The organism is Streptomyces lanatus (assembly GCF_014655715.1).
Classification (GTDB): Bacteria; Actinomycetota; Actinomycetes; order Streptomycetales; family Streptomycetaceae; genus Streptomyces; species Streptomyces lanatus.
The window spans coordinates 719,510-745,043 of sequence record NZ_BNBM01000001.1 but is presented as its reverse complement, the minus strand read 5'-3'; the positions used below and the strand labels follow the sequence as shown (position 1 = coordinate 745,043).

Sequence of the window (25,534 nt, the reverse complement as noted above, 5' to 3'; positions counted from 1 at the left end):
CCCGTCATGGTGGCGCACCCCGACCGTTGACGTCCATGAACAGTTCGTTCTTCCGATCTATTAGCTTCGCTATATGGACTGGACGAGTTCACAGCTGCGTTCCCTGGTGGAGCTGACCCGGCGCGGCACCATCACCGCGGTAGCCCAGGCCCTCGGATACACCCCCGGCGGGGTCTCCCAGCAGATCGCCGCGCTGGAGAAGGCCACCGGCATGGAACTGCTGCGACGGGTCGGCCGACGAGTGGAACTGACCGATGCCGGGACGACGCTGGCCCGGCACGCCGAGCGAATCCTGTCCACGGAGGCCGAGGCCGTGGAGGCACTGGAGCGCAGCCGTGGCGAGGTCTCCGGAGCGCTGCGGGTCGGCCTCTTCGCCACCGCCGCCGCGGAGATCCTGCGGCTCGCCCTGCGGCGCGTTCACGAGACCCACCCCGGGCTCGACGTGCACAGCCGAGACATGGACGTGGACGAGGTGTACGACGCCGTCGCCTCGGGCGCCGTGGATCTGGCGCTCGGCCTGGACTACCCCGACGTACCCATCCCGCGTGACCCCGTCCTGCGGGTGACGAAGCTGTACCGGGAGAGGTTCTCCCTCGCCGTACCCACCGGGTCGATGGGCGCACGCGAGGAGATCTCCCTGACCGAGACCCAGCACCTGCGCTGGATCCTGCCGTGGGCCGACAGCTACTACGGCCGCGCCGTGCGCACCGCTTGCCGACGTGCGGGCGTCGAGCCGGACGTACGCCACGAGGTGACCGACACGGCGGCCACCCTGGCGCTGGTCGAGTCGGGCATCGGGGTGAGCACGGTGACGGATCTGATGCTCAGACTGCGCGCCTCGCGCTTCGACGTGGTGCGGCTGCGCGAGACGATCGAGCGGCACATCGTGGTGGTGTTCCGCTCCGCCGCGGAGGGCCGGCCCACGGTGGCGGCACTCCTCGACGTGCTGCGGGTGGTGGCCGCTTCCAGGCGAGACACCTCGGAGTAGCTCAGTCCGGGCGGGCCGTTACCGGTTCACCAGGGGCAATGGCGCAAAGGTGTGCCGCTCCCACAGCCGACGGGAGGCCTCCTCGGGATAGGCGGCGACCGTGGGCTCGGTGTCGAGGAGTTGAACGAGGCGGCGCTGGGTGTCGTAGGCCGGCCAGCCGGGGGCTCCGGTGGCGGCGAAGGCGGTCCAGGCCGAGCGGAAGCGGGCTGACAGCGCCTCGGTCTCCGGCGGCGGCGTGGGGCCGATCAGCATGTCGCCGAGACCACCGTAGACGCCGAAGGTCAGCGGTACGTCGAGCCCATGGCAGGCACCCAGGGCGCCGCCGTTCGCCGGGGCGTTCCAAGTGAGCTCGTACATATGCGCCCGCCCGCCGCCGGCGACCTGAGCCTCCGCCAGATGCAGCGAGGGCATACGGAACAGCCAGTCGGACTGCACGAGTTCGAACAGATACTCCGCGGAGGCGTCCGGGAACGCGGCGCGATAGGCCTTCTCTGCGTCCGGGGTCGGTCCGAACAGACCGAGGGTCAGCGACGCCATGCCCTCGTCCACGCGGCCGAGCAGCCCGCCCAGCAGAAGGAAGAGCCGGAACTCGTCCTGGTTGTGACCGACGACGAGCTCGACGTCCCGCGCGGCACCGCTCGCCAGCGCCTCCCAGGGCGTAGTGGGCAGGACATCGCCGTCGACGACGGGGGAGAACGGCGTCGGAGTGTAGGCGACGGCGCCCCACCGATGCGCGTACTCACGCATCCGGACACCCAGCGCGGCCCCCGCGTCGGGCAGCTCGCGCGGGTCCACGGTGGACAGGTCGGCCACCGTGGGGCGCAGCCCGATCCCGTCGGCCAGGGTCTCGGCGATGTCGGCGGCCAGTGCGTCCGAGAAGAAGGTGCCCGGCACACTCTGGGCGATGGCCCGCCGGAAGAGCCCCCGGGCGCGCGGCATGGCCATCAGCCCGGCGATCGACCCGGCGCCGGCCGACTCACCGAAGACGGTGACCTGGTCCGGGTCACCACCGAAAGCGGTGATGTTCTCGCGCACCCACTCCAGGGCGGCGATCTGGTCGAGCAGGCCGCGGTTCGCGGGCGCGCCCTCGATCCGCAGGAAACCCTCGATGCCGACCCGGTAGTTGAGAGTCACCACGACCAGCTCACCGTCGCGGGCGAGGCGGCTCGCGTCGTACGCCGGGTCGTCGGAGGAGCCGAATTTGTAGGCACCGCCGTAGATCCACACCATCACCGGCCGACGCGCGGCCGGATCCGCGTCCGGGGTCCAGACGTTGACGGTCAGCCAGTCGTCGCCGGCCGGAGGGCCGACGGCAGGCGCTGCGCCGGGGTCGAGCGGCTCCTGCGGGGGCGGCGGACCGAATGCGAACGCCTCCCGCACACCGTCCCAGTGCTCCACGGGGCGCGGCGCCATGAAGCGCGCCTCGCCCACTGGCGGCCGCGCGTACGGAACACCGCGGAAGACCGTCAGGTCCCCCTCCCGTCGGCCGCGAACAGCGCCCGCCCTGGTCGTGACCTGTGGGAACTCGGCATCGCTCATGATCGCTCCTCAGGTGACCGCCACTCGGCAGCCGGTCCGTAGACGGGGACAAGCCCCTTTCCTGCCACGCCGCGAGGACGGGCCCACAGGAAGTCCCTCGCTCCACACCATTGACACTCGCCCCACGCGCCCCGACACTCATGGCCAGCTCAAAGTGAACCACATTTCACCAGACGAACAGACTGAATGCACCGAACACACCGACCAGACCGCTCCTGTCGGTGAGCCTTCCCCATCTCCAAGGACGAAGATGAACTCCACCCCCGCGTCCGCCGCACCCCGTCCCTCCCACACGTTCCGCACCGTGTTCCCGGTCCTCGCCCTGTGCTGGCTGGCCGTCTTCTTCGACGGCATGGACGTCAACATCTACGGCGCGGTCATGCCGCACATGCTCGACGACTCCGGTCTCGGCCTGACCCCGGCCAGTGCGGGCACGATCGGCAGCTGGACCACGTTCGGCATGCTCATCGGCGCGCTCACCGCCGGGAACCTCACCGACTGGCTGGGCCGGCGGCTGATGCTCGTGGCCAGCGTGAGCCTGTTCTCGGTCGGCTCGGCGGTCTGCGCCGTGGCCGCGGGAGTCGGCGTGTTCGGCTTCGGCCGCTTCGTCTCCGGCCTCGGCCTCGGCGGACTGATGCCGCTGTGCCTGGCCATGGTCATGGAGTTCGCGCCGCCGCGCCGGGCCGCCCTCACCACCGGCCTGCTCATGACCTCGTACCACTTCGGCGGCATGGCGGCGACCGGCCTCGGCCTGACCCTGGCCCCGGCCGCCGGCTGGCGCTGGGTGTTCTGGGCCGGTGTCCTCCCGGCCGTGATCGCCGTACCGCTCCTGCTGAAGCTGCTGCCGGAGTCGCCGGGCGTGCTGCTGGCGCGCGGCGAGCGCGACAAGGCCGACTCGGTCGCAGACCGCTACGGGCTGCCCCGGCCCACCGCCGTCGCCGCCCCGGCCGCCGGTGCGGCGGGCCGACTGGCCGCCGTACGCGAGCTGTTCCGCCCCGAATCGCGGTGGGCGACGCCGCTGCTGTGGCTGGCCTCCTTCTGCGGCCTGCTCCTCGTCTACGGGGTGAGCACCTGGCTGCCGCAGATGATGCGCGCCGAGGGCTACGGCCTGAGCTCCTCGGTCAGCTTCCTGATGGTGATCAACGCGGGCGGCATCGTCGGCCTGCTGATCGCGGGTCGTACCGCCGACAAGTTCGGTCCGGTGCGGGTGTCGGCGATCTGGTTCGTACTGACCGCCGCCGGGGCCCTGCTCCTCAGCACCCACCTCCCCCTCGCCGCGACATACGCCGTCGTCGCCGTCACCGGCGTCTGGCTGTTCAGCGCGCAGGTCATGGTCTACGCCGCCACCAACACCGTCTACCGCGACAGCGAGCGGGCCGCCGGTCTCGGCTGGGTCACCGGAGTGGGCCGTACCGGCGCAGTCGTCGGCCCCTGGCTGATCGGCGTGCTGGCTACGAACGGCAACCAGAGCTGGGGCTTCACCACCTTCGCCCTGGCCGGGATCGTGGGCGCGGCCGCGATCGCCCTCGTGCCCCTCGCCCGGCGGATGGACCGGACCGAGCCCTCGGCCATAGCCCCCGTCACGGCCACGGCGGGCGCAAGCGCCACGGAGGCCTGACGCACAGGGCTCCTTCGTTCCGGACCACGCTCACTCGAATCCCCCCCACGCGACGAGGAGCAGGCGCGATGCTTCGACGCCGACGAAGCGCAGAATCCCGCCTGCACCGGTGGCGCTCGGCGGACGGCACGGTTCCCGTCCCAGTTGTACGACATCGCGCTGGAGGGCGACGTCGGAGTCCGCGGTCCATCCAACGCCGTCCAGGCGGCCGTGCCGTTCCACCCGCCGAACGCCCCCTACTCGGCAGCCAGGCTCTGCGTACCGATCACCGCCAGCAACTCCAGCTTCTCGGCGTCCTCGGTGCCCGGCTCGGCCGAGTGGCCGAGGATGCGCAGGCCGCTGCCGTCCATCCGGAGCACGTTGCAGTCCAGGGTCAGCAGGCCCACCTGCGGATGCTCGATCGTCTTGCGTGAGACCTCCAGGCTGCCGACGACGCCCGCCTCCCACAGCTCGGCGAACCGCTCGCTGTCCGCGCGCAACTCGCTGATCAGTCGCCGCAGTTGACGGTCGGCGGGATACCGGGCGGCGGCGGACCGCAGCTCGGAGACCATGCCGACCTCCAAGGTGCGCTGTTCCTCCTCTGAGTGCCGGACCCGGCTGGACGACCCCAGGAAAACGCCCCACGCCCCGTTGCGTTCGAGGCCGCGCGAGCCTGACATGTCGCCCAACAGCGCCTGGTACAGCGGGTTGGCCATCAGCACCGTCAAGGCCGCGTCGGTGACCGCGACCGGGGTGTCCACCAGCCGGTCCAGCAGCCGCAGGACGCTCGGCGGGATGTACGACGGCACCACCTCCGGGCCCGGCAGCACCAGCCCGCCAGCCCGAAGAGGTACGCCCGCTCGTCTCCTGTGAGCCGCAGTGCCCGCGCCAGGGCCTCGACGATCTCTGCGGAGGGGTTGGCCGCCCGGCCCTGTTCGAGACGGGTGACGTAGTCGACCGAGATCCCGGCCAGCAGGGCCAGTTCCTCGCGCCGCAGCCCGGCCGCCCGCCGCTGTCCGCCGATGCGCAGCCCGGCCGTGTCGGGGGAGAGCCGGTCGCGCCAGCGCCGCAGCGCCTGCCCGAGTTCGGTCGTGGTCATGTCCGTAGTGAACACCGTCGGTCGGGGTGCGTGCCTGGTACTGGCAGTCCCAGGAAGAAGGGTCTTCTGGCTGTCCGCCAGGCCGGGCGGGAGTGTGGCGGCATGACAACGACGCTGATCACCGGAGCCAACAAGGGGCTGGGCTTCGAGACCGCCCGCCGTCTCATCGCCGCCGGCCACACCGTCTACGTCGGTGCCCGGGACGCCGAGCGCGGCCGCCGTGCCGCCGACGAACTCGGCGCCCGGTTCGTCCAGCTCGACGTGACCGACGACGCCTCAGTCCAAGCCGCCGCCAAGACCGTCGAGGCCGACGGCGGCCTCGACGTGCTGGTCAACAACGCCGGCATCGAGGTGCGGGACGAGGACAACAGGGTGCCCAGCCCCGCGGAGGTGACCGCCGACCAGGTGCGGACCGTCTTCGACACGAACGTGTTGGGCGTCGTCCGCGTCACCCACGCCTTCCTCCCACTGCTGCGACGCTCGGCCGCGCCGGTCGTGGTCAACCTCAGCAGCGCACTCGGCTCGGTCGGCTACGTCTCCGACCCGGAACACCCGGCGCACCGCTACCCGGGCATGACCTACGCGGCCTCGAAGGCCACGGTCAACATGCTGACCGCGCACTACGCGAAGGCCTACCCGACCATGCGGATCAACGCCGTGGCGCCCGGTTTCGCGAAGACGGACCTCAACGGCCACACGGGCATGCAGTCCGTCGAGGAGGCCGCCGAGATCATCGTGCGCATGGCGCAGTCGGGCCCCGACGGCCCGACCGGCGGCTTCTTCGACACCCAGGGCACGCTGCCCTGGTGAGGTGGCGTGAACTCCCAGCTGCCAGCTTCCAGTTGACCGTCTGTCCCCCCCCACACTCCCCCCACCTCACCGATTTGCCGAAGTTCGGCATGTCGGGCAGACCACCTTTGGGCCGGCCTTGATGAAGAAACTCGGAAACATCCGTACGTTCGCCGTGCTGCTGACTCCTGTCCCCGTCACAGCCCTGGTACTCGCCTTCGTCGTGATGCAGCCCCGGACGACGGCTCTCCAAGCTCCGGGTCCGACAGGCCAACGGGCTTACGGCGACGGCGTCTATACGGTGCGGCTCGCCGACACCGTGGACACCGCGCCCAGTGGCTGCACCGTCCGGCTCACAGGCCGCGGGGCCCCTGCTCCCGTTCCCTCCCCTTCTCCCTTGCCCGCGCCTCCGCAGGGTTCCCGGTGAGTTGCCGAACTTCATGCCGCACAACGCAAGAAGCGCCTTGTCCACGTCGATCCTTCCGAGCCAACGGAGACGAACCATGAACGTGCCTCGCCGAAAGCTGCTCACCGGGGCGGCGGCCACCGCGGCCGCGGTCGCCCTGGCCTCGTCACCGGCGGCCGCCTCGCCCGGCGGACGTCAACACCCCGGCTCCGCACACCTGGCGAGGGAGACGGGCGCTGGCATGCCGAAGGGCCGGATCCTGATCCGCAACGGCCATGTCATCGACACCGAGCCCGAGCCGGTCGTCCATGCCCGCACCGACGTCCTGATCGACAGGGGCAGGATCACCGCCGTCGGGCGCGGCCTCCGTTCCGACGGCGCCATGGTCATCGACGCCACCGACCACATCGTGCTCCCGGGCTTCGTCGACACCCACCGGCACATGTGGCACTCGGCGCTGCGCAGTGCGGCCGTGGACGTCGACCTCGACGCCTACTTCCGCCTTCTGGGGCAGGTCGGCCCGAAGTTCCGGCCGCAGGACGTGTACAACGCGACCCTGGCCGGCGCGCTGGAGTGCCTCGACTCCGGCGTCACCACCCAGCTGGACTTCGCACACATCGCGTACTCGCCCGAGCTCGCGGACGCCGCCGTCGACGCCCTGAAGGCGGCCGGACTGCGCGCGGTCTTCGGCTACGGCACACCGATCGACGTCACCGGGGGCGGCAAGCTCGCCGACGTGCGCCGGATCCGCGAGCGCCTGGCCGACGACGATGCCCTCGTCACCATGGCGTACGCCCCGCTCGGCCCCTTGTCCACCCCGATGGCGACCGTGGCCAAGGACTGGCGCATAGCCGACGAGTTGGACCTGCCGCTGACGATCCACATCGCCAGCACCCCCGTCAACGAACAGCCCGTCTTCGCCCTGCGAGACGCCGGCCTCCTCCGCGAGAGGACCCTCTACGTCCACGCCAACGGCATCGGCGACGACGAGCTGAAACTGATCGCCGACTCGGGCGCCACCGCCTCGGCCTCGCCCGGCGACGAGGCCGGCCGCCTGCGCCGCGCCGGTATCACCACCGGCACCGGCGTCGACACCGTCGCCTTCGCCCCCGGCGACATGTTCTCCACGATGCGGGCAGCACACCTCGCCGGGCAGATCGCCGAAGATCCCCGGATGACCGCCAAGGACATCCTGCGTATGGCCACCCTCGACGGCGCCGCCGCGATGGGACTGGCCGACCGCACCGGCTCACTGCGCCCCGGCAAGCAGGCCGACATCATCATGCTCCGCCTGGACGACCTCAACATGCTCACCGCCGAACGCGACCCCATCGGAGCCGTGGTCATGGCGGCGCAGCCGCACAACGTGGACACGGTCCTCGTAGCGGGCAGGGTCGTGAAGGCCAGGGGCCGGCTGGTCCACGCCGACCTCCGCCGTACCGCCCGGGCCCTGCGCGCCACGGCAGCCGCGATCAGCACTCGCTGACCGGAACCCACTGCAACGGGGCACGGGGCACCGTCGCGGAAGGGCACGGCCACCACCAAGCCCCTGACCACCACCCGTACCCCCCCCAGCCGAGGGAGAGCGTTGACCTCAGGCGATAGAGAGGGGCGCGAGCGTTCCGGCGGGAATCGTCTGCTGACGCGCGCTCAGGACGGGGTGTCGAGCAGGCGCTTGGGGTGCATGCCCTCGACCATCCCGATGAAGGGCGGATGGATGCTGTAGCCGAGCATCCGGCGGATGTCCTCGGACACCACTCGGACGGTGTCGCGGGTGGTGGAGAGAGTGAACGCCTCCTGCGGCCGCAGCCATGGCTCGCAGTACTGGGCCGTAACCGCCAGGCGGGCCTGGTCGGATGCGTTGGCGCCGCCCCTGTGCCACAACGTGCCGACGAAGAAGACGCATGAGCCGGGCGGCATGACGGCCTTCACCCGGGTGTCGCCGTCGGCCGGTTGGCGGCCGTCGCCCCAGTGGTGACTGTCCGGCAGGACCACGGTGGCGCCGTTTTCCTGGGTGAAGGCGTCGATGGACCACACCGTGGCGGCGCTGAGCGGCGGTCGGGGGCGGGGCACGGGGTACATGCCGTCGTCGTGGTGCAGCAGTTGGGCGTCCTCGCCGGGAAGGATGTTGATGACCTGGAGTTGGGAGAGCAGGTAGTTGGGCAGGAGCAGCCGGTCCAGCAGGGCCAGCACTCTCGGGTGGTCGACCATGCGGTCACAGGCTCGGGTCTTGTTGAGGACGCTGTAGACGCGCTGCGTCAGGCGGCCCTCGAAGGTGTTGCGCCCGGTGTTGTCCAGCAGGGGCGCCACGGCTGCCCGGATTTCCTCGCACTCGGTTTCGGTGAGGAGGTTGTCCAGGATGACGTATCCGTCGCGCTCAAGGGCGGCGAGATCGGCGGCGACCACAGTGTCGGGGACTGCGGTTCCGCTGCTTTGTGTGGCCCGGTGCCGTCGAGCCAGGTCGGCGTGGAGGCCGTCGAGCGAGTCGATGGTGTCCACGCGGTTGTTGCCGGAGGCAGGGGCGGGCTTGTGAGACACGGTGTTGTGCTCCCCTCAGGAGGAGGACGGTGGTGGGATCAGTCCCACGGCACCGGAGACGAAGGCCCACAGCTGGGCGACGAGGTCCTCGGACGGCGGGCGCGGGGTGCGGGTGAGGGCTGTGGAGATCACGGCGTGAGTGCCGCCGAGCGTGGCCGCGGCCAGGAACTCGGGATGGCGGTCGGCCGGGAGTTCGCCGGCGTGCTGGGCGTGGGCCATGTTGCGGGCGCCCAGTTCGATGAGCGTGTGCAGTTGTCGTGTGTTGGCCGCGGCGACCTCCGCGTCGCCGGTCAGGCCTCCCAGTAGAACGGGCGCCAGGGGTTCGGCGTACAGGAAGGCCACCCAGTTGCGAATCCGCTGCTGTTCCCGCTCGGCCCAGGTGGTGGAGTCGTACTCGCGCAGGGCCGCCGCGGCACGGTACGGGTGCCCTGTGCGTAGGTGACGCCGCCGTCCGCCGCGCAGAGGCGGAAGCCGTACGTCAGGCTGGTGGTTGGAGCCACGCGCGCTCGGCCAACAGGGGGTGGCGCGCGTTGTGCAGCATGCCGAGCGCGTCGCATCCCGATGCATCGCGGGGCACCTCCGGTCGCCCGCCGGTACCGTCGTCGGGCTCGTCCAGCAGGACCTCTCCGTCCTTGTCGAGCGGGCCGCCGCGGCAGTCGGCGACGTTTCCACTTCGTAGATCGTCGCCGGAATGCCGTGGACGTGGAGGACACGGGCGAGTGTCAGTCCTCCGAGCCCCGCGCCGATGATCGTCACCGTCGTTGGGCGGACGCCCGGCAGGTCACACCTGGAACCGATGTTCCAGTGACGGCCTCGCCCGCGCCGGGCACGCCCCGAATTCAGAGGTGGATCACCAGGCCATGACCCCGTGGCGGTCTCGGAAGGTTCCGGTCGGTCCGTCCGTCCCGATGGTGGCGAGTTCGACGATCGCGTCGGTGCCCTCGGTCACCGTCTGCGGGCCGCTGTGCCCGTTGAAGTCGGTCGCGGTGTAGCCGGGGTCGGCCGCGTTCACCTTCACATCCGGCCAGGACTTCGCGTACTGCGTGGTCAGCATGGACACGGCAGCCTTGGATGCCGTGTAGAGCGGCGCGAGGTTGACCGACTCGATACGCCCGGCGTCATGGGTGGCCGCGAACGACCCCATGCCGCTGGACACATTGACGATCACCGGGTGCGCGGACTTGCGCAGCAGGGGCAGGAACGCGCGCGTCACCCGGACGATCCCCACGACGTTGACCTCGAACACGGCGGACGCGTCGGCGGCCGTGAGCTGCTCGGCGGGAAGGTGCGGCCCGAAGACACCCGCGTTGTTGATCAGGACGTCGATGCCGCCCTCGCTCGCCGTGATGTCGGCGGCGGCCGCGGCGACCGACGCGTCGTCGGTCACGTCGATCTGCACGAAACGAGCGCCGAGGGCGTCGGCGGCGGCCTGTCCGCGCTCCGGATCACGCGCGCCGATCAGGACGGTGTGGCCGGCCTCGATCAACCGGCGGGCGGTCTCGTAGCCGAGGGACTTGTTGGCTCCTGTGATGAATGTTGTGGTCATGCGTCCAGCCTCGGCCGGTGGCGAGAGGACAACCAGTGCCCCCTGCGACGGTAGGACTGCCAGTACCAGGCACAACGCCCGCCCGGCGGACACAATGGCCTGGTGGACGAGACTCTGGGCACGGCACTGCACCGCTGGCGCGACCGTCTTTCCCCCGCCGACGTCGGACTGACCTCACGGCCCGGACGGCGCGCGGTGGGGCTGCGACGCGAGGAGCTGGCCGAACTCGCCGGGCTGTCGGTCGACTACGTGGTCCGCCTGGAGCAGGGCCGCGCCACGAGCCCATCGGCGCAGGTCGTCGCGAGCCTGACCAGGGCACTGCAACTGCAGCCCCTGGAGCGCGATCACGCCTACCGGCTGGCCGGCCTCCTCCCACCCCAGGAGGGAACGGTCTCCACGCATGTTCCGGCCGGGGTCCAACGGATGCTGGCCCGTCTCGGGGGATTCCCCGTGGGGGTGTTCAGCGCCGACTGGACCCTGCTGACCTGGACCCCCGCCTGGGCCGTACTGATCGGCGACCCCAGCGCACGCACACACGACGAGCGCAACCTGGCACGAGCGGTCTTCGCCACAGGGCCCAGCCGGCTCGCTTCCTGGCCCGTGCTCCAGGACGACGACGCCCTGAAAATCGCCCTCGTCGCCGACCTGCGCACAGCTCTCGTCAACTACCCCCGCGACCGCGGCCTGAGCGACCTCGTCGAGGAACTGCGTTCCACCGGCGGGGAGTTCGCCCGGCTGTGGGACGAGGGCACGGTCGGACCGCACGTCTCGGCCCGCAAGACCGTCGTACACCCCCAGGTGGGTGAGGTGATCTGCGACTGCGATGTGCTCACCGTCCCGGGCTGCGACATCCGACTCGTCGTCTACACGGTGGCCGCGGGTTCCGCCGACGCGGAGAAGCTGGAGTTCCTGCGGGTCACGGGCGGCGTCCGCGCCGACGGCGCCGCGCCTTCGGGACCCGGCCTGTTCTCCACGCCGTAACGACGAGATGCCCTGGTGATCCACCCCTCACCTTCAGTCGTGTAGCCTGCCGCTCTATAACGACTGTCATAGGAGGCTGTCATGACGATCATCACCGTGAACGCCCCAAACGGGCGCCTGGATCTTGAGCAGCGCAGAGAGTTGGCCGAGACGCTGACCGACGCGGTGCTGGTGCCCGAGGTCGGGCAGCATGCTCCGGCCGCCAGGGCCGGGTTCCAGGTGCACTTCGTCGAGCGGGAGCGGGACATGATGGCCATCGGCGGGCGGCTGTTGGCCGACGCCGCTCATGACCTCGACGTCATGGTGATCGACGTCGCGGTCATGGACGCCGCGTGGCAGCGGGACGTGCGGGCCGCGGTGATCGAGCGGGTGCTGGCCGCGCTCGCGACGGCCTGTGGGCTGGAGAAGCCGTCGCCGGCCTGGTGGGTCAATTTCAGGGTGATCGACGAGGGCAGTTGGGGGTCGTCAGGTCGCGTGCTGTCCGTCCTGCCGCTCCTCGAGAGCGGGGTCTTCACCGAGGAGCGGGCCAAGGCCGTCCGCGCGGCACTCGGGGCGTGAAGTCGGTCCTCGATCGCGGCGAGGATCACGGCCTGCGGCGACTGCTCAGAGCCAGTCCTTGCGCTTGAAGATGATGTACAGACTGGTGCATACGACGGCCATCAGGGCGATGGCGAAGGGGTAGCCGAAGGACCAGTGCAGCTCCGGCATGTCGTCGAAGTTCATCCCGTAGATCGTCCCGACCAGCGTCGGAGCGAACAGAATCGCCGCCCAGGACGAGATCCGTTTGATCTCCTCGTTCTGTTCGAACCCCGCCTCCGCCAACGCCCGCATCTCCGCGTTCTGTTGCTGGGTGACCAGGGTCGCGTTGACCGTGAGGATCTCGGTGAGGGCCTGCCGGAAGCTGTCGACGCGTTCGCTGGTGTGGGTGACGTGGTCGGCCACGTCGCGCAGGTAGCGCTGGAGTTCCTCGTCCGTGCCGTATTTGGAGAAGCCCGCCATCAGGCCGTGCAGCATGCCGACGAGGGGGCGGGTGGCGCGCTGGAACTCGACCGTTTCGCGGGAGAGTTCGTAGATACGGCGGGAGACCTCGGGGTCGCCGCGGAAGACCTCGGTCTCGATCTCGTCGATGTCGATCTGGACGCCCGTCACGACCGGCTCGTAGCCGTCGACCACCGCGTCCAGTATCGCGTAGAGCACCGCCTCGGGGCCGAGCTTGAGGAGCTCCGGTGTCTCCTCCATACGGCGGCGCACCGCGGAGAGGTCGGGGGCCGCGCCATGGCGGACGGTGATCACGAAGTCGGGGCCGACGAAGACATGCAGCTCGCCGAAGTCGACCTCTTCGGGCGCGTCGAGATACCGGGCCGCGCGCAGCACCACGAAGAGCGTGTCGCCGTAGCGCTCCAGCTTCGGCCGCTGGTGTGCCTCCATCGCGTCCTCGACCGAGAGCGGATGCAGATCGAACTCCGCGGCCAGGGAGAGCAGCTCCGCCTCGGTGGGGCGGGCCAGGCCGATCCAGGCCATGCCGGACGGCTGTTCACGCAGTTCGCGGAAGGTCTCGGCGAGGGTGACGGGGGTGGAGACGCGTACGCCGTCCCGGTACAGCGCCGACTGTACGACGCTCACCACCTCCGACGGATCCGGAGCGGTGGCGGGCGCCGGGGGCGTGGTCGCGGGGGGCTCCGCCGGTGGTGCCGTCAGGCCGCGGCGCCACACGGACTTCATGGGGTTCTTCGAGGCGGGTCGGGGGCGTCGCTCGGACATTGCGGCTCCCTCCCGATCAGGGCGACGGGTGCAGGTGCGTGATCACCGAGCAGGATATACGGGGCGAATGACGTGGGCGGGGCGAGGCGGGATGAGGTGATCCTGGATTCCGTGAGAGTTGCGGACAGAAGGTGTCCGCAAGCCTCGCTAGCGTGCTCAGCATGACGAAGCGGACCACAGCGGAAACCGTCCTCAGCACCCGCGCCCTCAACCGCGCCACCCTCGACCGGCAACTCCTGCTGCGCCGCTCGCCGATGTCCGCCCTGGCGGCCGTGGAGCACCTGGTCGGCCTCCAGGCGCAGGAGGTCAAGCCGCCGCACTACGCGCTCGCCGCCCGTCTCGACGGCTTCACGCCCGAGGAGCTGTCCGGTCTGCTCGCCGACCGCTCGGCCGTACGCATCGTCACCATGCGCTCGACGATCCATCTGCACACCGCCGACGACAGCCTCTCCCTGCGCCCGCTGGTGCAGCCCGCCCGGGACCGTGAGATCAACTACTTCCGCAAGGGCCTGGTCGGCGTTGACCTGGACCGGCTCGCCGACATCTCCCGTGAGCTCGTCGAGGCCGAGCCCCGCACGATGAAGCAGCTGCGCGAGGCCCTGAGCGTCGAGTGGCCGGACGCCGATCCCCAGTCCCTGGCCGTCGCCGCCCGCTGCAAGCTGCCCCTCGTACAGGTCACCCCGCGTGGGATGTGGGGCCGTAGCGCCCAGGTCTCCCTCACCACCGTCGAGCACTGGCTGGGGCGTCCCACCGAGCCCGCCGCCACGCCCGACGCCACGGTCCTGCGCTACCTGGCCGCCTTCGGGCCGGCCTCGGTGAAGGACTTCCAGACCTGGTCCGGCCTGACCCGGACCCGCCCCGCCTTCGAACGCCTCCGCCCGCAGCTGCTGACCTTCCGGGACGAGAGCGGGGTGGAACTCTTCGATCTCCCGGACGCGCCGCGCCCCGACCCGGACACCCCGGCCCCGCCCCGCTTCCTGCCGGAGTTCGACAATCTGCTGCTGTCCCACGCCGACCGCACCCGCGTCATCCCGCCCGCGAACCGCGGCCGCACCTGGCAGGCGAACACCGTCTACTGCCCGTTCCTCGTCGACGGCTTCCTCGCCGGAGTGTGGCGCATCCTCGGCGACGCCCTCGTCATCGAGCCGTTCGGCGACCTCGGCAAGGCCCAGCGGGAGGACGTGACCGAGGAAGCGGCGCGGATGCTTCAGGTCATGCACCCGGAGCAGTCGTACGACATCCGGTTCGGGACCGTCCTTCCGTAGGACGAGGACCCCTCAGTCCGCCCGGCCCGTCACCGCCACCGTCACCCCGAGGCCGATCATGGTGCAGCCGCCCGCGCCGCCTATCAGGGACAGCCGTCGGTCGGAGCGGGCGAACCAGGTGCGGGCCGCCGACGCGGTCAGCCCCCACAGGGTGTCCGTGATCAGGCCGATGGAGATCGGGACCAGGCCCAACAGCAGCATCTGGAGCGGGACATGGCCCGCGGAGTGGTCCACGAACTGGGGGAGTACGGCGGCGAAGAACACCACGCCCTTGGGGTTGGTGACCCCGACGAGGACCCCGTCGAGAACCGTACGGAGGTCGCCGCGTGCGGGGCCGGGCTCCTGGGCGCGTATCGCCGATGCCTTCAGTTCCTTGCGGTGCCGGAACGCCTGCACGCCCAGATAGACGAGGTAGGCCGCGCCCGCCAGTTTCACGGTCAGATAGACCGTCACGGACCGCTCGACCAGCGAGCCGACGCCGACCGCGACGGCGACCACCAGCAGATACGAGCCGAAGACATTGCCGAGTGCGGTCGCCACCGCGGTACGGCGGCCGTGCGCCAGGGCGCGGCCGATCACGAACAGGACGCTCGGCCCCGGAATCACGATCACCAGCAGCGACATCGCCGCGAAGGCCAAGAAGCGGTCCGTGGACACCATGCCCATCACCCCCATCCGGCACCCATTGAAACAGCCCCCACTGACAACGGACATGGATAGGGGGCGTTGCGGGCCGCTCGTGGAGTCCCGCAACGCCCCCTGGTCTTTCACCGGACGAGACCGGTCAGGACTCGACCTGCTCGGTCACCTCGTCCGAGAACGTGGTCAGCCGGGTGTAGATGCCCGGGTAACCGGCCTGGGCGCAACCCTCGCCCCAGGAAGTGATCCCTGCCAGGACGCCCCCGATGAGCAGGGGACCGCCGCTGTCGCCCTGGCAGGTGTCGGTGCCGCCGGAGGTGTATCCGGCGCAGACCATGTCGGACGCGATGAAGTCCGAACCGTAGGAGCTGGAACAGCTGGAGTTGGACACGGTCGGCACGGTCGCCGTGCGCAGCTGGTTGGAGGAGCTGCCGCCCGAGGAGGTGGTGCCCCAGCCGAGGATGCGGGCCGTGGTGCCGGCGGCGTAGACGCCGGTGTCCGAGGAGTCGACGTACGACGCCGGGGTGTACGGCATCGAGGTCGACAGGGTCAGGACGGCCACGTCGTTGCCCTCGGTGACGTCCTGGTAGTCCGGGTGGATCCAGATGTCGCTGACCCGGGCCACGGTGCCGTTAGTGCCGTTGAGGTAGGTGCGGCCGCCGACGACGCGCACGCTGCTGTTGGACTCGCCGACCATGCAGTGGGCCGCGGTGACGACCTTGGTGGCGGAGACCAGGGTGCCGCCGCAGAACTGATTCTGCGAGGCGTCCGTGATCTGCATCATGAACGGGTACGCGGTCGTCGTGGTCGTCGAACCGCCCACGATGCGGGAGTCGGCCGCCTCAGCGGTGGGGGCGCTGAGCAGGGCCGCCGACGCGGCGGCGACGGTGGCCGCCACGGCGGCCGTCTTTCTGGCACGGGTGAGCCCGAACATGAGACTCCTCAAGGGGGATTGCCGGTGGGGGGTCGCGCGGGTGTGGGGGGAGTGCACGGGGGGCGCGGGACCGACCCCCGTGTGCCCGAGCGAGCGGCACATCCATAAGGTAGGTCCCGGAAGTTCCCCTTCCCAATGAGGGATGCCCCTAAGGGAGTTGGGCAGGGAAAACCCTCGGTCGGGTACCGCTAAACCCGCGCGGACCGGCGAGTACGGGTGAATTCACGTCGTACGGCGCCCCGCCGCCAGTCTGACGATGTCGACCCGCGATCGGATCCCCAGCTTGCGATAGACCCGGGTCAGGGTCGCCTCGACCGTCTTGACGCTGATGAACAGCCGCGCCGCGATCTCCCGGTTGGTCGCGCCCTCCATGACCAGTGCGGCGACCTGACGCTCCATCGAGGCGAGCCCGTCCAGGGCGTCGGGCGTGACGGCCGGGGAGGGCGGCGTCTCCGCGGGACGCGCGGCCGTCGCCGCCTCCACCTGCCGCAGCCACGGCAGCGCCCGGCAGCGCCGGAACAGCCGGGCCGGCTCGTCGTACGACGTCGGGCCCGAGGCGCCGGTGCGCAGCTGGGCCAGGGCGAACGCGGCCCGGGCCTCCTCCAGGCCGTAGCCCAGCTTGGCGAGCCGGTCCTGCGCCGACGTCAACTGGGCCACGGCGGCGTCCTGTTCACCGCGTGCCGCGCGCAGCAGCGCCTCCGCCCGGTCCAGTACGGCCAGCACGCTCTCACGGTCGAGACGCAGCGCCTGCTCGCGCGTGACGTCGATGACGTCCTGGGCCTCGGCGGTCTCGCCGGTGCGGACCAGGGCCTCGGCGAGGTCGCCGTGCCAGCGGCCGCGCGCCGGGTCGGTGATGCCGAGGCCCTGCTCGACCTCGCGCACCCGGCGCAGCGAACGCACCGCCGCCTCCGTGTCCCCGGCCACCAACTGGGCGTGCCCCAGAGCGGCCAGGGCACGGGAGACGTACATCTGGTCTCCGTCCTCCTCGGCGTGCTCCATCGCCTCCCGGGCCAGCGTCAGGGCCCGCTCCAGCTCACCGCCGGCCGCCTCCGCGAGCGAGGTCAGCACGGCGGAGGCGACCTCGCCGATCCCGGTGTCGCGGGCCAGGCGCAGGCTCTCGCGGGCCAGGTCCAGGGCGCGTCCGCAGTGACCGGAGTGCAGTTCGGTCTCGGCGACGCCCCGCAGGAAGTGCACCTCGCTCTCGACCCAGCCGTGTCGGCGCACCTCGCGCAGCAGCGCGGTGACCGCCGCGCGGGCCTCGGGGAGCTGGTCGCTCATGATGAGCCAGCGGAAGCGGGAGTAGCCGGCGCCGTTGTGATGGCAGGCCACCCTCGGGTCCTGGGGCTCCTCCAGGGCACGCCGGATGGTCGCGGGCGCGTCCGTATGGCCCATCAGGGTCTCGATCTGCGCCTTGAGGGCGAGGGCCAGGAGCTCGGTGTAACGGTCGCCGGCCCGTGCGGCCAGCTCCGCCGCGTACCCGGCCTCCTCGCGGGCCTCGTCGAAGTCGCCCTCCACGAGCAGGGCGCGCCAGGTCAGTTGGTAGTGGACCAGCGCGAGCAGCTTCGGGTCGTCGCCCGCGTCGGCCAGCGCCTGCGGGAAGATCGAGTCGACCTCGGTCATGGCGTGGCCCGCCGTCTCGATCACCGCGATCCAGGCCCGCACCCGCTCCGCCGGTACGGCCGTACGGGCGAGCACCTCGCGGGCGATGTCCCGGGCGAGATCCAGCTCACCGGCGGTGATCGCGTCCTCGGCGGCCTCCAGGTGCAGCACGTCGGGGTTCGGTGTGCCGTCCGCCGGAGTGTGCCGGGCGGCGAGCAGGGCGAGCTGCGCGGCCACCGACGGAGCGCCGCGGTCCCGGGCCAGGGTCGCGGCCTCGGCGAGGCGCGCGGCGACCTCCGGGTCGGTGCCGGTGGTCGCCAGGGCCAGGTGCCGGGCGCGTTCGATGGGGTCGGAGGCGGCCGTGGACAGCGCGGCGTGCGCGGCCCGGCGTTCCTGGGCGGGAGCCTCCGCGTACAGCGCGGCGGAGATCATCGGGTGCGCGAACCGTACGGCGGGACCCTCGGGCTCGGTCGCCAGCAGCCCGAGTTCGGCGGCCTGCGCGGTCTCGGCCTCGGCGTTGTCACGGCCGGCCGCGTGCAGCAGGGCCAGCGTGGGGCGGGCGCCGGCGCTCGCGACCAGGAGGGTGCGGCGGGCCTCCTCGGACAGCATCTCCAGGCGGTTCAGGACCAGGGCGCGCAGCGAGGTCGGCACCGGCAGGGGCTCGCCGGGGCGGGGCGGGGTGGCGTTCTCGGCGAGGGCGCGGCCCAGCTCGAGGGCGAACAGGGCGTTGCCGCCGCTGGTGCGGTGGATGTCCCGGACGGTGGAGCGGGGCAGGCCGGTGTAGCCGCGGTGGTCGAGGAGGGCGGACATCTGGGCGCGGGATAGCGGGCCGAGCCGTACGGCGAGGGTGTCCGGCGGGGACGCGCGTAGATGGCGGTCGTACTCCTCGCCCTCGGTCCGCGCCGCGCACAGCATCCGCACCGGGGTGTCGCCGAGGCGGCGGGCGGCGAAGCCGAGGAGTTCGGCACTGGCCGGATCCAGCCACTGGAGGTCGTCGGCGACGACGAGGACGGGGCCGCTGTCGGCGAGGGCGCGCAGGGCGGACAGCACGGCGAGGCGCAGGGCGAGGCCGTCGCGCTGGAGGGTGGACTCGCCGCGTCCGGTGAGCGCCGACTCCAGGGCGGTGAGCTGGGCGGCCGGGAGCCGCGCGGACACCTCGTCCAGGACGAGGCCGAGGAGGTCGGCCAGGGCGAGGAACGGAAGGTGGGATTCGGACTCGGTGGGCGAGCAGCGCAACACGGTGCGTGCCGCGTGGCCGTATTCCTCGGCCAATGCCCGCAGCACGGTGGACTTCCCAATTCCGGCAGGCCCGTGAAGCAGCACGCTGCCGCCCCGCCCGAGCTGCTCCCGCGCGGCGGCGAACAGCTCCTCCCTGCCGATGACCTGGTCGGGGCGGCATCTCGCAGGCTCCTTGAAGTCCCGTCGCACGGTCACCGCTCCCCTCCGTGTGTCGTGTCCGGGCCAATATTAGGCAACGGTTCTTTGAAATTCGGACCGACCGCGTGGTGAGGCAAATAACAGCCGGGGAGCATGGGGAAATTCAAAGCGCGGATGAATGAATGGGGGGTTGTCGAGGTGGGCTGGACCACACCCCCAGAATCTTGGAAGCGGCGTGACCGAACCCCCGGTCCGCCCTCGCCCGCAGGGCTACGGCAGCAAGCCCGCCCGGCGGGCCGTTGACACCGCTTCTCCGCGGGTGTGGGCGGAGAGTTTTCGCATGGCTGAGCGGAGGTAGCCCTTGACCGTCTCGGCGCGCAGGCCGAGGCGTTCGGCGGCGGTCGCGTTCGTCGCGCCCGATGCCACGCAGGCCAGGACGTCCAGTTCGCGGGGGGCGAGGCGTACGACGTCGGGGGTGGGGCCCTCTGTCAGGAGGCCGCACGCGGCGAGGAGTTCCGCGCGCAGGGTGGGGTCGTCGATGCGCGGGGCCAGGGCGCGCAGCGCCGCGTGGGCCTCGCGGACCTGCTCCCACGCCGGGCCCCGCTCGGGCGGCACCGGCCGTGCCGCCGCCAGCAGGTCCCGCACCTCCTCGCGCACCACCAGCGCCTGCTCCACGTCCCGCGCCGCCTCCACCGCCGCCGTCAGCGTGCGGTCGCCCAGCGGCTGGGCCGTGCGCAGGGCGCCGTACAGGACACCGCGGACCCGGCGCCGTACCACGACCGGGACCGCCAGCACCGAGCACAGCCCCTCCATGGCGACGGCGGCGTCGTACTCATGGGTGATCTGCCGCGAGGCGGAGTAGTCCGTGACCGCGCAGGGGCGGGCGAGGGCGACCGCCTTGCCGCCGAGGCCGTTGCCGGTCGTCACCGCGATTCTGCGCAGGGAGTCGGTGGATGTGCCGTTCAGTTCGCTGATGCGCATCCGCCGATGGCCGGAATCCACCAGGCCGCCGAAGGCGACGGGGAGCCCCGTCGCGCGGCGCAGGCGCACCAGCGCGCTGCCTATCTCCACCGACGTGTCCACCGATTCGGCCGCGTCCACTGCCAGTACTCGCCCTTTCGCTGCGGCGTTTCCGGAGCGCACACCCCCGTTCGGGGGTAGTGAGACCCACGTCACGGATTACACGATGACAGAGAGCCGCCCGGCAAGGTCCGGAAACCAGGAGGACAGATGACGACGGGGACGGAGCCGTTCCGCAGTGCGCGGGACTTCCTGCTCACGCACCGAGAGGACTACGCCACCGCCTACGAGGGTTTCACGTGGCCTCGGCCCGACCGGTTCAACTGGGCGCTCGACTGGTTCGACGTCATCGCGGACGGAAACGACCGCACCGCCCTGCACATCGTCGAGGAGGACGGCAGCGAGGTCCTGCTGTCCTTCGCCGAGATGGCCGAACGGTCGGACCGGGTCGCCAACTGGCTCCGGGGCCGCGGGGTCCGGGCCGAGGACCGTGTCCTCGTCATGCTCGGCAACCAGGCCGAGCTGTGGGAGATCGCCCTCGCCGCCATGAAACTCCGCGCCGTCGTCATCCCGGCCACCCCGCTGCTCGGCCCGGCCGACCTGCGCGACCGGGTGGAGCGCGGACGCGTCCGGCACGCGCTGGTGCGGGCCGAGGACACCGGCAAGTTCGACGACGTGCCCGGCCGGTACACACGCATCAGCGTGGGCGGGGCACGGGACGGGTGGCAGACGTACGAGGACGCCTACGCCGCCTCCGCCGAGTTCACGCCCGATGGGCCGACCGCCGCCGACGACCCCCTGATGCTCTACTTCACCTCCGGCACCACCGCCCGCCCCAAGCTGGTCGAGCACACCCACTCCTCGTACCCGATCGGGCATCTGGCCACCATGTACTGGATCGGCCTCAAACCCGGCGACGTGCATCTGAACATCTCCTCACCCGGCTGGGCCAAGCACGCCTGGTCCAATCTCTTCGCCCCCTGGAACGCCGAGGCGACCGTCTTCATCCACAACTACACACGCTTCGACGCGGCCCGTCTGATGGCCGAGATGGACCGCGCGGGCGTCACCACCTTCTGCGCCCCGCCCACGGTCTGGCGCATGCTCATCCAGGCCGACCTCGGCGCACTGCGCACCCCGCCCCGCGAGGTCGTCGCGGCGGGCGAGCCCCTGAACCCCGAGGTCATCGAGCAGGTCCGGCGGGCCTGGGGCGTGACCATCCGGGACGGCTTCGGGCAGACCGAGACCGCCGTCCAGGTCTCCAACAGCCCCGGCCAGCCCCTGAAGACCGGCTCCATGGGCCGCCCCAGCCCCGGCTTCCGCGTGGAACTCCTCGACCCGGTCTCCGGCGCACCCGGCGCCGACGAGGGCGAGATCTCCCTCGACCTGTCGTCCCGGCCGGTCGGCGTGATGACCGGTTACCACGGCGACGCCGACCGTACGGCGGAGGCGATGGCCGGCGGCTACTACCGGACGGGCGACATCGGTTCGCGGGACGCCGACGGCTACATCACCTACGTCGGGCGCGCCGACGACGTCTTCAAGGCGTCCGACTACAAGATCAGCCCCTTCGAGCTGGAGAGCGCCCTGCTGGAGCACGAGGCGGTGGCCGAGGCGGCCGTCGTGCCCGCGCCGGACGAGCTGCGGCTCGCGGTGCCGAAGGCGTACGTCGTCCTCGCGGAGGGCTGGGAGCCGGGCCCCGACACGGCCAAGGTGCTCTTCGAGCACTCGCGGGAGGTCCTCGCGCCGTACAAGCGGGTGCGCCGGCTGGAGTTCGCGCCGCTGCCCAAGACCGTCTCCGGCAAGATCCGCCGCATCGAGCTGCGCGAGGCCACGGCCGCGGGGTCGGACGCCGAGTACCGCGAGGAGGACTTCCGATGAGTTCCTACGCCCACGGAGTCGGGGAGACGCCGCTGCTCGGCGACACCATCGGAGCCAACCTCGACCGGGCCGTCGCCGCCTGGCCGGACCGGGAGGCGCTGGTCGACGTGCCGTCCGGGCGGCGCTGGACCTACGCCGAGTTCGCCGCGGACGTGGACGAGCTGGCGTACGCGCTGCTCGCGAGCGGGGTGGCCAAGGGCGACCGGGTGGGCATCTGGGCGGTCAACTGTCCCGAGTGGGTCCTGGTCCAGTACGCCACCGCCCGCATCGGCGCGATCATGGTGAACATCAACCCGGCCTACCGCACCCATGAGGTGGAGTACGTCCTCAACCAGGCCGGGATCTCCCTCCTCTTCGCCTCCGTCAGCCACAAGACCAGCGACTACCGGGCGATGGTCGAGCAGGTGCGCGGCAAGTGCCCGCGACTGCGGGAGACCGTGTACATCGGGGACCCGAGCTGGCAGGCGCTGCTCGCACGCGCGACGCCGACCGCGTTCGAGGAGCTGTCCTGCGACGACCCCATCAACATCCAGTACACCTCGGGCACGACCGGCTTCCCCAAGGGGGCCACCCTCTCCCACCACAACATCCTCAACAACGGCTATTTCGTGGGGGAGTTGATCGCGTACGACGAGCAGGACAGGGTCTGTATCCCGGTCCCCTTCTACCACTGCTTCGGCATGGTGATGGGCAACCTGGCCGCCACGTCCCACGGCGCCTGCATGGTCATCCCCGCCCCGTCCTTCGACCCGAGGGCCACCCTGGAGGCCGTCCAGCAGGAGCGCTGCACCTCGCTCTACGGCGTCCCGACCATGTTCATCGCGGAGCTCAACCTCCCCGACTTCGCGACGTACGACCTCTCCAGCCTCCGCACCGGCATCATGGCGGGCTCGCCCTGCCCCGTCGAGGTGATGAAACGGGTGGTCGCCGAGATGCACATGGAGGAGGTCTCCATCTGCTACGGCATGACCGAGACGTCCCCGGTCTCGCTCCAGACCCGCAGGGACGACGACCTCGAACACCGCACCGGCACGGTCGGCCGGGTCCTGCCGCACATCGAGGTGAAGATCGTCGACCCGGCGACCGGCGTGACCCGCCCGCGCGGCACGGCGGGCGAGCTGTGCACCCGTGGCTACAGCGTGATGCTCGGCTACTGGAACGAGCCCGAGAAGACCGCCGAGGCCGTCGACGCCGGGCGCTGGATGCACACCGGTGACCTCGCGACGATGCGTGAGGACGGCTATGTCGAGATCGTCGGCCGCATCAAGGACATGATCATCCGGGGTGGCGAGAACATCTACCCGCGCGAGATCGAGGAGTTCCTCTACGGCCACCCCAAGATCGCGGACGTCCAGGTCGTCGGGGTCCCGCACGAGCGGTACGGCGAGGAGGTGCTGGCCTGCGTCATCCCGCGCGACCCGGCCGATCCGCCGACGCTGGAGGAGCTTCGGGCCTACTGCGACGGGCAACTGGCGCACTACAAGATCCCGAGCCTGCTGCGGATCCTCGACTCCTTCCCGATGACGGTGTCCGGGAAGGTGCGCAAGGTGGAGCTGCGGGAGAGGTACGCCGGGTAGTCGGAGGCGGGCTCTCAGGCGCCCGGCTCGAGTACCACGCAGCAGCGGCCGTCCTGGGGGGCGAGGCAGGCTTCGAAGCCCGTCTCGCCCAGTCCGCGCAGCACACCGCGCAGCAGGTGGAGGTTCATCCCGCACACGGTCTCCGTGTGCTCCCGGGCCAGCGCGTGGAAGGGGCAGTTGGCCAGGACGATCGTGTCGTCCTCGCGCCGGGGTTCGAACCCGTGCCGCTCCAGCAGGTCGATGAGCACGGCATCGCCCTGCCCTCCCAGCTGTGAGCCGAGTTCCTCCGCCTTGCGGTGCAGCACGTCCCGCACCGGCTCACCCGTGGCAGCCGACTCCTCGACCGCCTGGGCCAGGAGCCGTCCGGCCAGTTCGTAGCGCCGGTCCGGCAGGCTGACGGCGACCTGTCGCTTGGAGCGGCGGTAGAGCTTGGCGGGCCTGCCCGCGCCCGGACCGGTCCGTCCGCTGCGCCGCTCATAGACCACGTCCAGCAGGGACTCCTCGGCGAGCCGGTCCAGATGGAAGGCCGCGGTCTGCCGCGCGAGCCCGAGCGCTTCGGCCGCCTCGTCCCGGCTGACCGGGCCCGGCCGGCGCACCACATGGTCGTACAGCCGCCTGCGGGTCGGCTCGTCGAGCGCGGCGACGGCCGAGACGTCGGCGGTGTTCGCGTCGGCGTCGGGTACTTCCTTCGGGGCATCCACGAACACCAGTGTAAAACCCATGGCCATTGACTAAAGGAATCGTCCGCGCTTCTATAGTCAATGAGAGTCATCTATAGAAGGAGCTCGTCATGGTTTCCGCACCCACCGGCGCCGCGACCGCCGTGCCCCGGCGTGCCGCGCTCGCCGACCCCGGCTACCAGGCCTTCCTGATCCTGCGCATCGGCTTCACGGTGGCGCCGATCCTGTTCGGGCTGGACAAGTTCGCCAACCTGCTCGTGGACTGGCCCGGCTACCTCGCGCCCTGGATCGACGACGTCGTTCCGGGTAGTGCCCAGTCGGCCATGTACGCGGTGGGAGTGGTCGAGATCCTGGCCGGTGTCGTCGTGGCCCTGGCCCCGCGCTTCGGGGGGTGGCTGGTGGCCGGCTGGCTGGCGGCCATCATCGTCGACCTTCTCACCATCCCCGACTACTACGACATCGCGCTGCGGGACTTCGGCCTGCTCCTCGGCGCGGTGGCCCTCGCACGGCTCGCGGTGCGGTACCACGGCACCCGGGAGCGGTGAACCCGCCGTCGCGTGAACGCTGTTCGAGCGGGGGTGCCGCGCGGCGCCCCCGCTCTTTCCGTGCGTGAGCCGGCTACCGGGCGCCCGTCGAGTCCAGCTCGTCGGCGAGGGCGTTGACCGGCTGGGGCGTGCCCGTGAGGTCCAGGACGAAGAGGGGGACGCCCAGGCTGTCGGCGCGGGCACGGGCGTCGGGGGCGTAGCCGGAGAGGGAGAAGTAGGCGCAGGCCGTGGATTCCGTCATGGCCGTCAGCCACAGGCACTCCACGTCCCGTAGGGAGGCCGGGCTGACCGTCGGGTCGACGTGGGCCAGCAGGCCGTGGGCGGCGATGCCGACGCCGGAGGTGGGGCGCTGGTCGGCGCGGCGGATGTCGCGGTAGCCGAGCCAGCGCAGATAGACCGCGGCCGCGGTGACCGCGTCACGGGCGGTGCGGATGGTGATCGGCTGGAAGGCGCGGCGTGCCGTCTTGGGGGGCTCGGCCCGGCCCGTGCCCGTCCGCGCCACCGGGACGCGCAGTACCGCGCCGCAGTCGCAGCCCAGCTCCGGGCGGGGCCACTCGCCGTCATGGCCGCACGCCGTACAGCGCACGGTGATCCACTCGTCGTCCCAGGCGCGATGGGTGACCGCCGTGGCCGTCCCGTCCGGGTCGAGCGGTGGCATGACGAGCGCCCCGCACTCACAGGGATACGCGGGTGCCGCGTACTGATGCTCGCGCCGGCAGGCCGGGCAGCGCACCGACACGCTCTCGGACATGGCCCTCATGGTCCTCCAAGAG

Annotated in this window: 21 protein-coding genes and 3 pseudogenes; 10 read left to right on the top strand and 14 right to left on the bottom strand. The window is 71.2% G+C overall.

Annotation, left to right across the window (positions count from 1 at the left end):
* Positions 1-73 precede the first annotated feature (73 nt).
* Positions 74-988 carry a LysR family transcriptional regulator gene (locus IE325_RS03325; protein ID WP_190068104.1) on the top strand — a complete coding sequence of 305 codons (915 nt, stop codon included), beginning with the start codon at positions 74-76 and terminating at the stop codon, positions 986-988.
* Between the two features lie 18 nt (positions 989-1,006).
* On the opposite strand, the gene IE325_RS03320 is transcribed toward IE325_RS03325, so the two are convergent.
* The gene (locus tag IE325_RS03320) at positions 1,007-2,527 is read right to left on the bottom strand and encodes a carboxylesterase/lipase family protein (protein WP_190068103.1); all 1,521 of its coding nucleotides are present in this window, start codon (positions 2,525-2,527) and stop codon (positions 1,007-1,009) included.
* Positions 2,528-2,777: 250 nt separating this feature from the next.
* Between IE325_RS03320 and IE325_RS03315 the strand changes: the two genes are divergently transcribed.
* Entirely contained in the window at positions 2,778-4,145 is a 1,368-nt protein-coding gene (locus IE325_RS03315; RefSeq protein WP_229911626.1) for an MFS transporter, read from the top strand.
* A 236-nt stretch (positions 4,146-4,381) separates the two neighbouring features.
* Here IE325_RS03315 and IE325_RS03310 read toward each other — a convergent pair.
* Positions 4,382-5,223, bottom strand: a pseudogene (locus IE325_RS03310) (helix-turn-helix transcriptional regulator).
* Between the two features lie 102 nt (positions 5,224-5,325).
* On the opposite strand from IE325_RS03310, the gene IE325_RS03305 reads away from it, so the two are divergent.
* Together IE325_RS03305 and IE325_RS03300 are read left to right on the top strand one after the other, a co-directional pair.
* The gene (locus tag IE325_RS03305) at positions 5,326-6,033 is read left to right on the top strand and encodes an SDR family NAD(P)-dependent oxidoreductase (protein WP_190068102.1); all 708 of its coding nucleotides are present in this window, start codon (positions 5,326-5,328) and stop codon (positions 6,031-6,033) included.
* 482 nt (positions 6,034-6,515) lie between these two features.
* Positions 6,516-7,904, top strand: coding sequence for an amidohydrolase family protein (locus IE325_RS03300; RefSeq protein ID WP_190068101.1), 1,389 nt, complete (start codon positions 6,516-6,518; stop codon positions 7,902-7,904).
* A 164-nt stretch (positions 7,905-8,068) separates the two neighbouring features.
* Here the strand turns inward: IE325_RS03300 and IE325_RS03295 are convergent, their stop codons facing one another.
* The 5 genes and pseudogenes from IE325_RS03295 to IE325_RS03285 form a co-directional block, all read right to left on the bottom strand.
* The gene (locus tag IE325_RS03295) at positions 8,069-8,956 is read right to left on the bottom strand and encodes a phytanoyl-CoA dioxygenase family protein (RefSeq protein ID WP_190068100.1); all 888 of its coding nucleotides are present in this window, start codon (positions 8,954-8,956) and stop codon (positions 8,069-8,071) included.
* Between the two features lie 15 nt (positions 8,957-8,971).
* Positions 8,972-9,298 (bottom strand): hypothetical protein, encoded by a 327-nt coding sequence (locus IE325_RS46965; RefSeq protein ID WP_373315074.1) that lies wholly within the window; start codon positions 9,296-9,298, stop codon positions 8,972-8,974.
* A pseudogene (locus IE325_RS46960) lies at positions 9,247-9,509 on the bottom strand (hypothetical protein); the annotation flags it as partial. The pseudogene IE325_RS46960 and the gene IE325_RS46965, both read right to left, overlap by 52 nt.
* Positions 9,510-9,524: 15 nt before the next feature.
* Positions 9,525-9,736, bottom strand: a pseudogene (locus IE325_RS45940) (NAD(P)-binding protein); the annotation flags it as partial.
* Positions 9,737-9,806: 70 nt separating this feature from the next.
* The gene (locus IE325_RS03285; RefSeq protein WP_190068098.1) at positions 9,807-10,502 is read right to left on the bottom strand and encodes an SDR family NAD(P)-dependent oxidoreductase; all 696 of its coding nucleotides are present in this window, start codon (positions 10,500-10,502) and stop codon (positions 9,807-9,809) included.
* A 102-nt stretch (positions 10,503-10,604) separates the two neighbouring features.
* Between IE325_RS03285 and IE325_RS03280 the strand changes: the two genes are divergently transcribed.
* Positions 10,605-11,483 carry a helix-turn-helix transcriptional regulator gene (locus tag IE325_RS03280; protein ID WP_190068097.1) on the top strand — a complete coding sequence of 293 codons (879 nt, stop codon included), beginning with the start codon at positions 10,605-10,607 and terminating at the stop codon, positions 11,481-11,483.
* Between the two features lie 81 nt (positions 11,484-11,564).
* Positions 11,565-12,041, top strand: coding sequence for a tautomerase family protein (locus IE325_RS03275; protein ID WP_190068096.1), 477 nt, complete (start codon positions 11,565-11,567; stop codon positions 12,039-12,041).
* A gap of 45 nt (positions 12,042-12,086) precedes the next feature.
* Here the strand turns inward: IE325_RS03275 and IE325_RS03270 are convergent, their stop codons facing one another.
* A complete protein-coding gene (locus IE325_RS03270; protein ID WP_190068095.1) occupies positions 12,087-13,244 on the bottom strand; it encodes a magnesium and cobalt transport protein CorA in 1,158 nt (385 codons plus the stop codon).
* A 161-nt stretch (positions 13,245-13,405) separates the two neighbouring features.
* Between IE325_RS03270 and IE325_RS03265 the strand changes: the two genes are divergently transcribed.
* The gene (locus IE325_RS03265; RefSeq protein WP_190068094.1) at positions 13,406-14,509 is read left to right on the top strand and encodes a winged helix DNA-binding domain-containing protein; all 1,104 of its coding nucleotides are present in this window, start codon (positions 13,406-13,408) and stop codon (positions 14,507-14,509) included.
* A gap of 12 nt (positions 14,510-14,521) precedes the next feature.
* Here IE325_RS03265 and IE325_RS03260 read toward each other — a convergent pair whose 3' ends face one another.
* The 4 genes from IE325_RS03260 to IE325_RS03245 all read right to left on the bottom strand — a co-directional run bounded on the left by IE325_RS03260 (position 14,522) and on the right by IE325_RS03245 (position 20,165).
* The gene (locus IE325_RS03260) at positions 14,522-15,169 is read right to left on the bottom strand and encodes a LysE family translocator (protein ID WP_190068093.1); all 648 of its coding nucleotides are present in this window, start codon (positions 15,167-15,169) and stop codon (positions 14,522-14,524) included.
* Positions 15,170-15,293: 124 nt separating this feature from the next.
* The gene (locus IE325_RS03255) at positions 15,294-16,082 is read right to left on the bottom strand and encodes a S1 family peptidase (RefSeq protein ID WP_190068092.1); all 789 of its coding nucleotides are present in this window, start codon (positions 16,080-16,082) and stop codon (positions 15,294-15,296) included.
* Positions 16,083-16,304: 222 nt separating this feature from the next.
* Entirely contained in the window at positions 16,305-19,115 is a 2,811-nt protein-coding gene (locus tag IE325_RS03250) for an AAA family ATPase (protein ID WP_190068091.1), read from the bottom strand.
* A 213-nt stretch (positions 19,116-19,328) separates the two neighbouring features.
* Complete coding sequence (locus IE325_RS03245; protein WP_190068500.1) at positions 19,329-20,165, bottom strand: helix-turn-helix transcriptional regulator; 837 nt, start codon at positions 20,163-20,165, stop codon at positions 19,329-19,331.
* 123 nt (positions 20,166-20,288) lie between these two features.
* On the opposite strand from IE325_RS03245, the gene IE325_RS03240 reads away from it, so the two are divergent.
* Positions 20,289-21,959, top strand: coding sequence for an AMP-binding protein (locus IE325_RS03240; protein ID WP_190068090.1), 1,671 nt, complete (start codon positions 20,289-20,291; stop codon positions 21,957-21,959).
* Positions 21,956-23,536 (top strand): AMP-binding protein, encoded by a 1,581-nt coding sequence (locus IE325_RS03235; RefSeq protein ID WP_190068089.1) that lies wholly within the window; start codon positions 21,956-21,958, stop codon positions 23,534-23,536. Before IE325_RS03240 ends, IE325_RS03235 begins: the two co-directional genes overlap by 4 nt.
* Before the next feature lie 14 nt (positions 23,537-23,550).
* On the opposite strand, the gene IE325_RS03230 is transcribed toward IE325_RS03235, so the two are convergent.
* On the bottom strand, positions 23,551-24,243 hold the full coding sequence (locus IE325_RS03230; protein WP_190068499.1) for a helix-turn-helix transcriptional regulator: 693 nt from the start codon (positions 24,241-24,243) through the stop codon (positions 23,551-23,553).
* A gap of 83 nt (positions 24,244-24,326) precedes the next feature.
* On the opposite strand from IE325_RS03230, the gene IE325_RS03225 reads away from it, so the two are divergent.
* On the top strand, positions 24,327-24,761 hold the full coding sequence (locus IE325_RS03225) for a hypothetical protein (protein WP_190068088.1): 435 nt from the start codon (positions 24,327-24,329) through the stop codon (positions 24,759-24,761).
* A 73-nt stretch (positions 24,762-24,834) separates the two neighbouring features.
* Here IE325_RS03225 and IE325_RS03220 read toward each other — a convergent pair whose 3' ends face one another.
* On the bottom strand, positions 24,835-25,521 hold the full coding sequence (locus tag IE325_RS03220) for a hypothetical protein (RefSeq protein ID WP_190068087.1): 687 nt from the start codon (positions 25,519-25,521) through the stop codon (positions 24,835-24,837).
* Between the last annotated feature and the right edge of the window lie 13 nt (positions 25,522-25,534).

Bases quoted from the DNA above. Each gene is read 5' to 3' on its own strand.
- IE325_RS03325 (WP_190068104.1), top strand. From the start codon at position 74: ATGGACTGGACGAGTTCACAGCTGCGTTCCCTGGTGGAGCTGACCCGG.
- IE325_RS03320 (WP_190068103.1), bottom strand. From the start codon at position 2,527: ATGAGCGATGCCGAGTTCCCACAGGTCACGACCAGGGCGGGCGCTGTT.
- IE325_RS03315 (WP_229911626.1), top strand. From the start codon at position 2,778: ATGAACTCCACCCCCGCGTCCGCCGCACCCCGTCCCTCCCACACGTTC.
- IE325_RS03305 (WP_190068102.1), top strand. From the start codon at position 5,326: ATGACAACGACGCTGATCACCGGAGCCAACAAGGGGCTGGGCTTCGAG.
- IE325_RS03300 (WP_190068101.1), top strand. From the start codon at position 6,516: ATGAACGTGCCTCGCCGAAAGCTGCTCACCGGGGCGGCGGCCACCGCG.
- IE325_RS03285 (WP_190068098.1), bottom strand. From the start codon at position 10,502: ATGACCACAACATTCATCACAGGAGCCAACAAGTCCCTCGGCTACGAG.
- IE325_RS03275 (WP_190068096.1), top strand. From the start codon at position 11,565: ATGACGATCATCACCGTGAACGCCCCAAACGGGCGCCTGGATCTTGAG.
- IE325_RS03270 (WP_190068095.1), bottom strand. From the start codon at position 13,244: ATGTCCGAGCGACGCCCCCGACCCGCCTCGAAGAACCCCATGAAGTCC.
- IE325_RS03265 (WP_190068094.1), top strand. From the start codon at position 13,406: ATGACGAAGCGGACCACAGCGGAAACCGTCCTCAGCACCCGCGCCCTC.
- IE325_RS03260 (WP_190068093.1), bottom strand. From the start codon at position 15,169: ATGGTGTCCACGGACCGCTTCTTGGCCTTCGCGGCGATGTCGCTGCTG.
- IE325_RS03255 (WP_190068092.1), bottom strand. From the start codon at position 16,082: ATGTTCGGGCTCACCCGTGCCAGAAAGACGGCCGCCGTGGCGGCCACC.
- IE325_RS03240 (WP_190068090.1), top strand. From the start codon at position 20,289: ATGACGACGGGGACGGAGCCGTTCCGCAGTGCGCGGGACTTCCTGCTC.
- IE325_RS03235 (WP_190068089.1), top strand. From the start codon at position 21,956: ATGAGTTCCTACGCCCACGGAGTCGGGGAGACGCCGCTGCTCGGCGAC.
- IE325_RS03225 (WP_190068088.1), top strand. From the start codon at position 24,327: ATGGTTTCCGCACCCACCGGCGCCGCGACCGCCGTGCCCCGGCGTGCC.
- IE325_RS03220 (WP_190068087.1), bottom strand. From the start codon at position 25,521: ATGAGGGCCATGTCCGAGAGCGTGTCGGTGCGCTGCCCGGCCTGCCGG.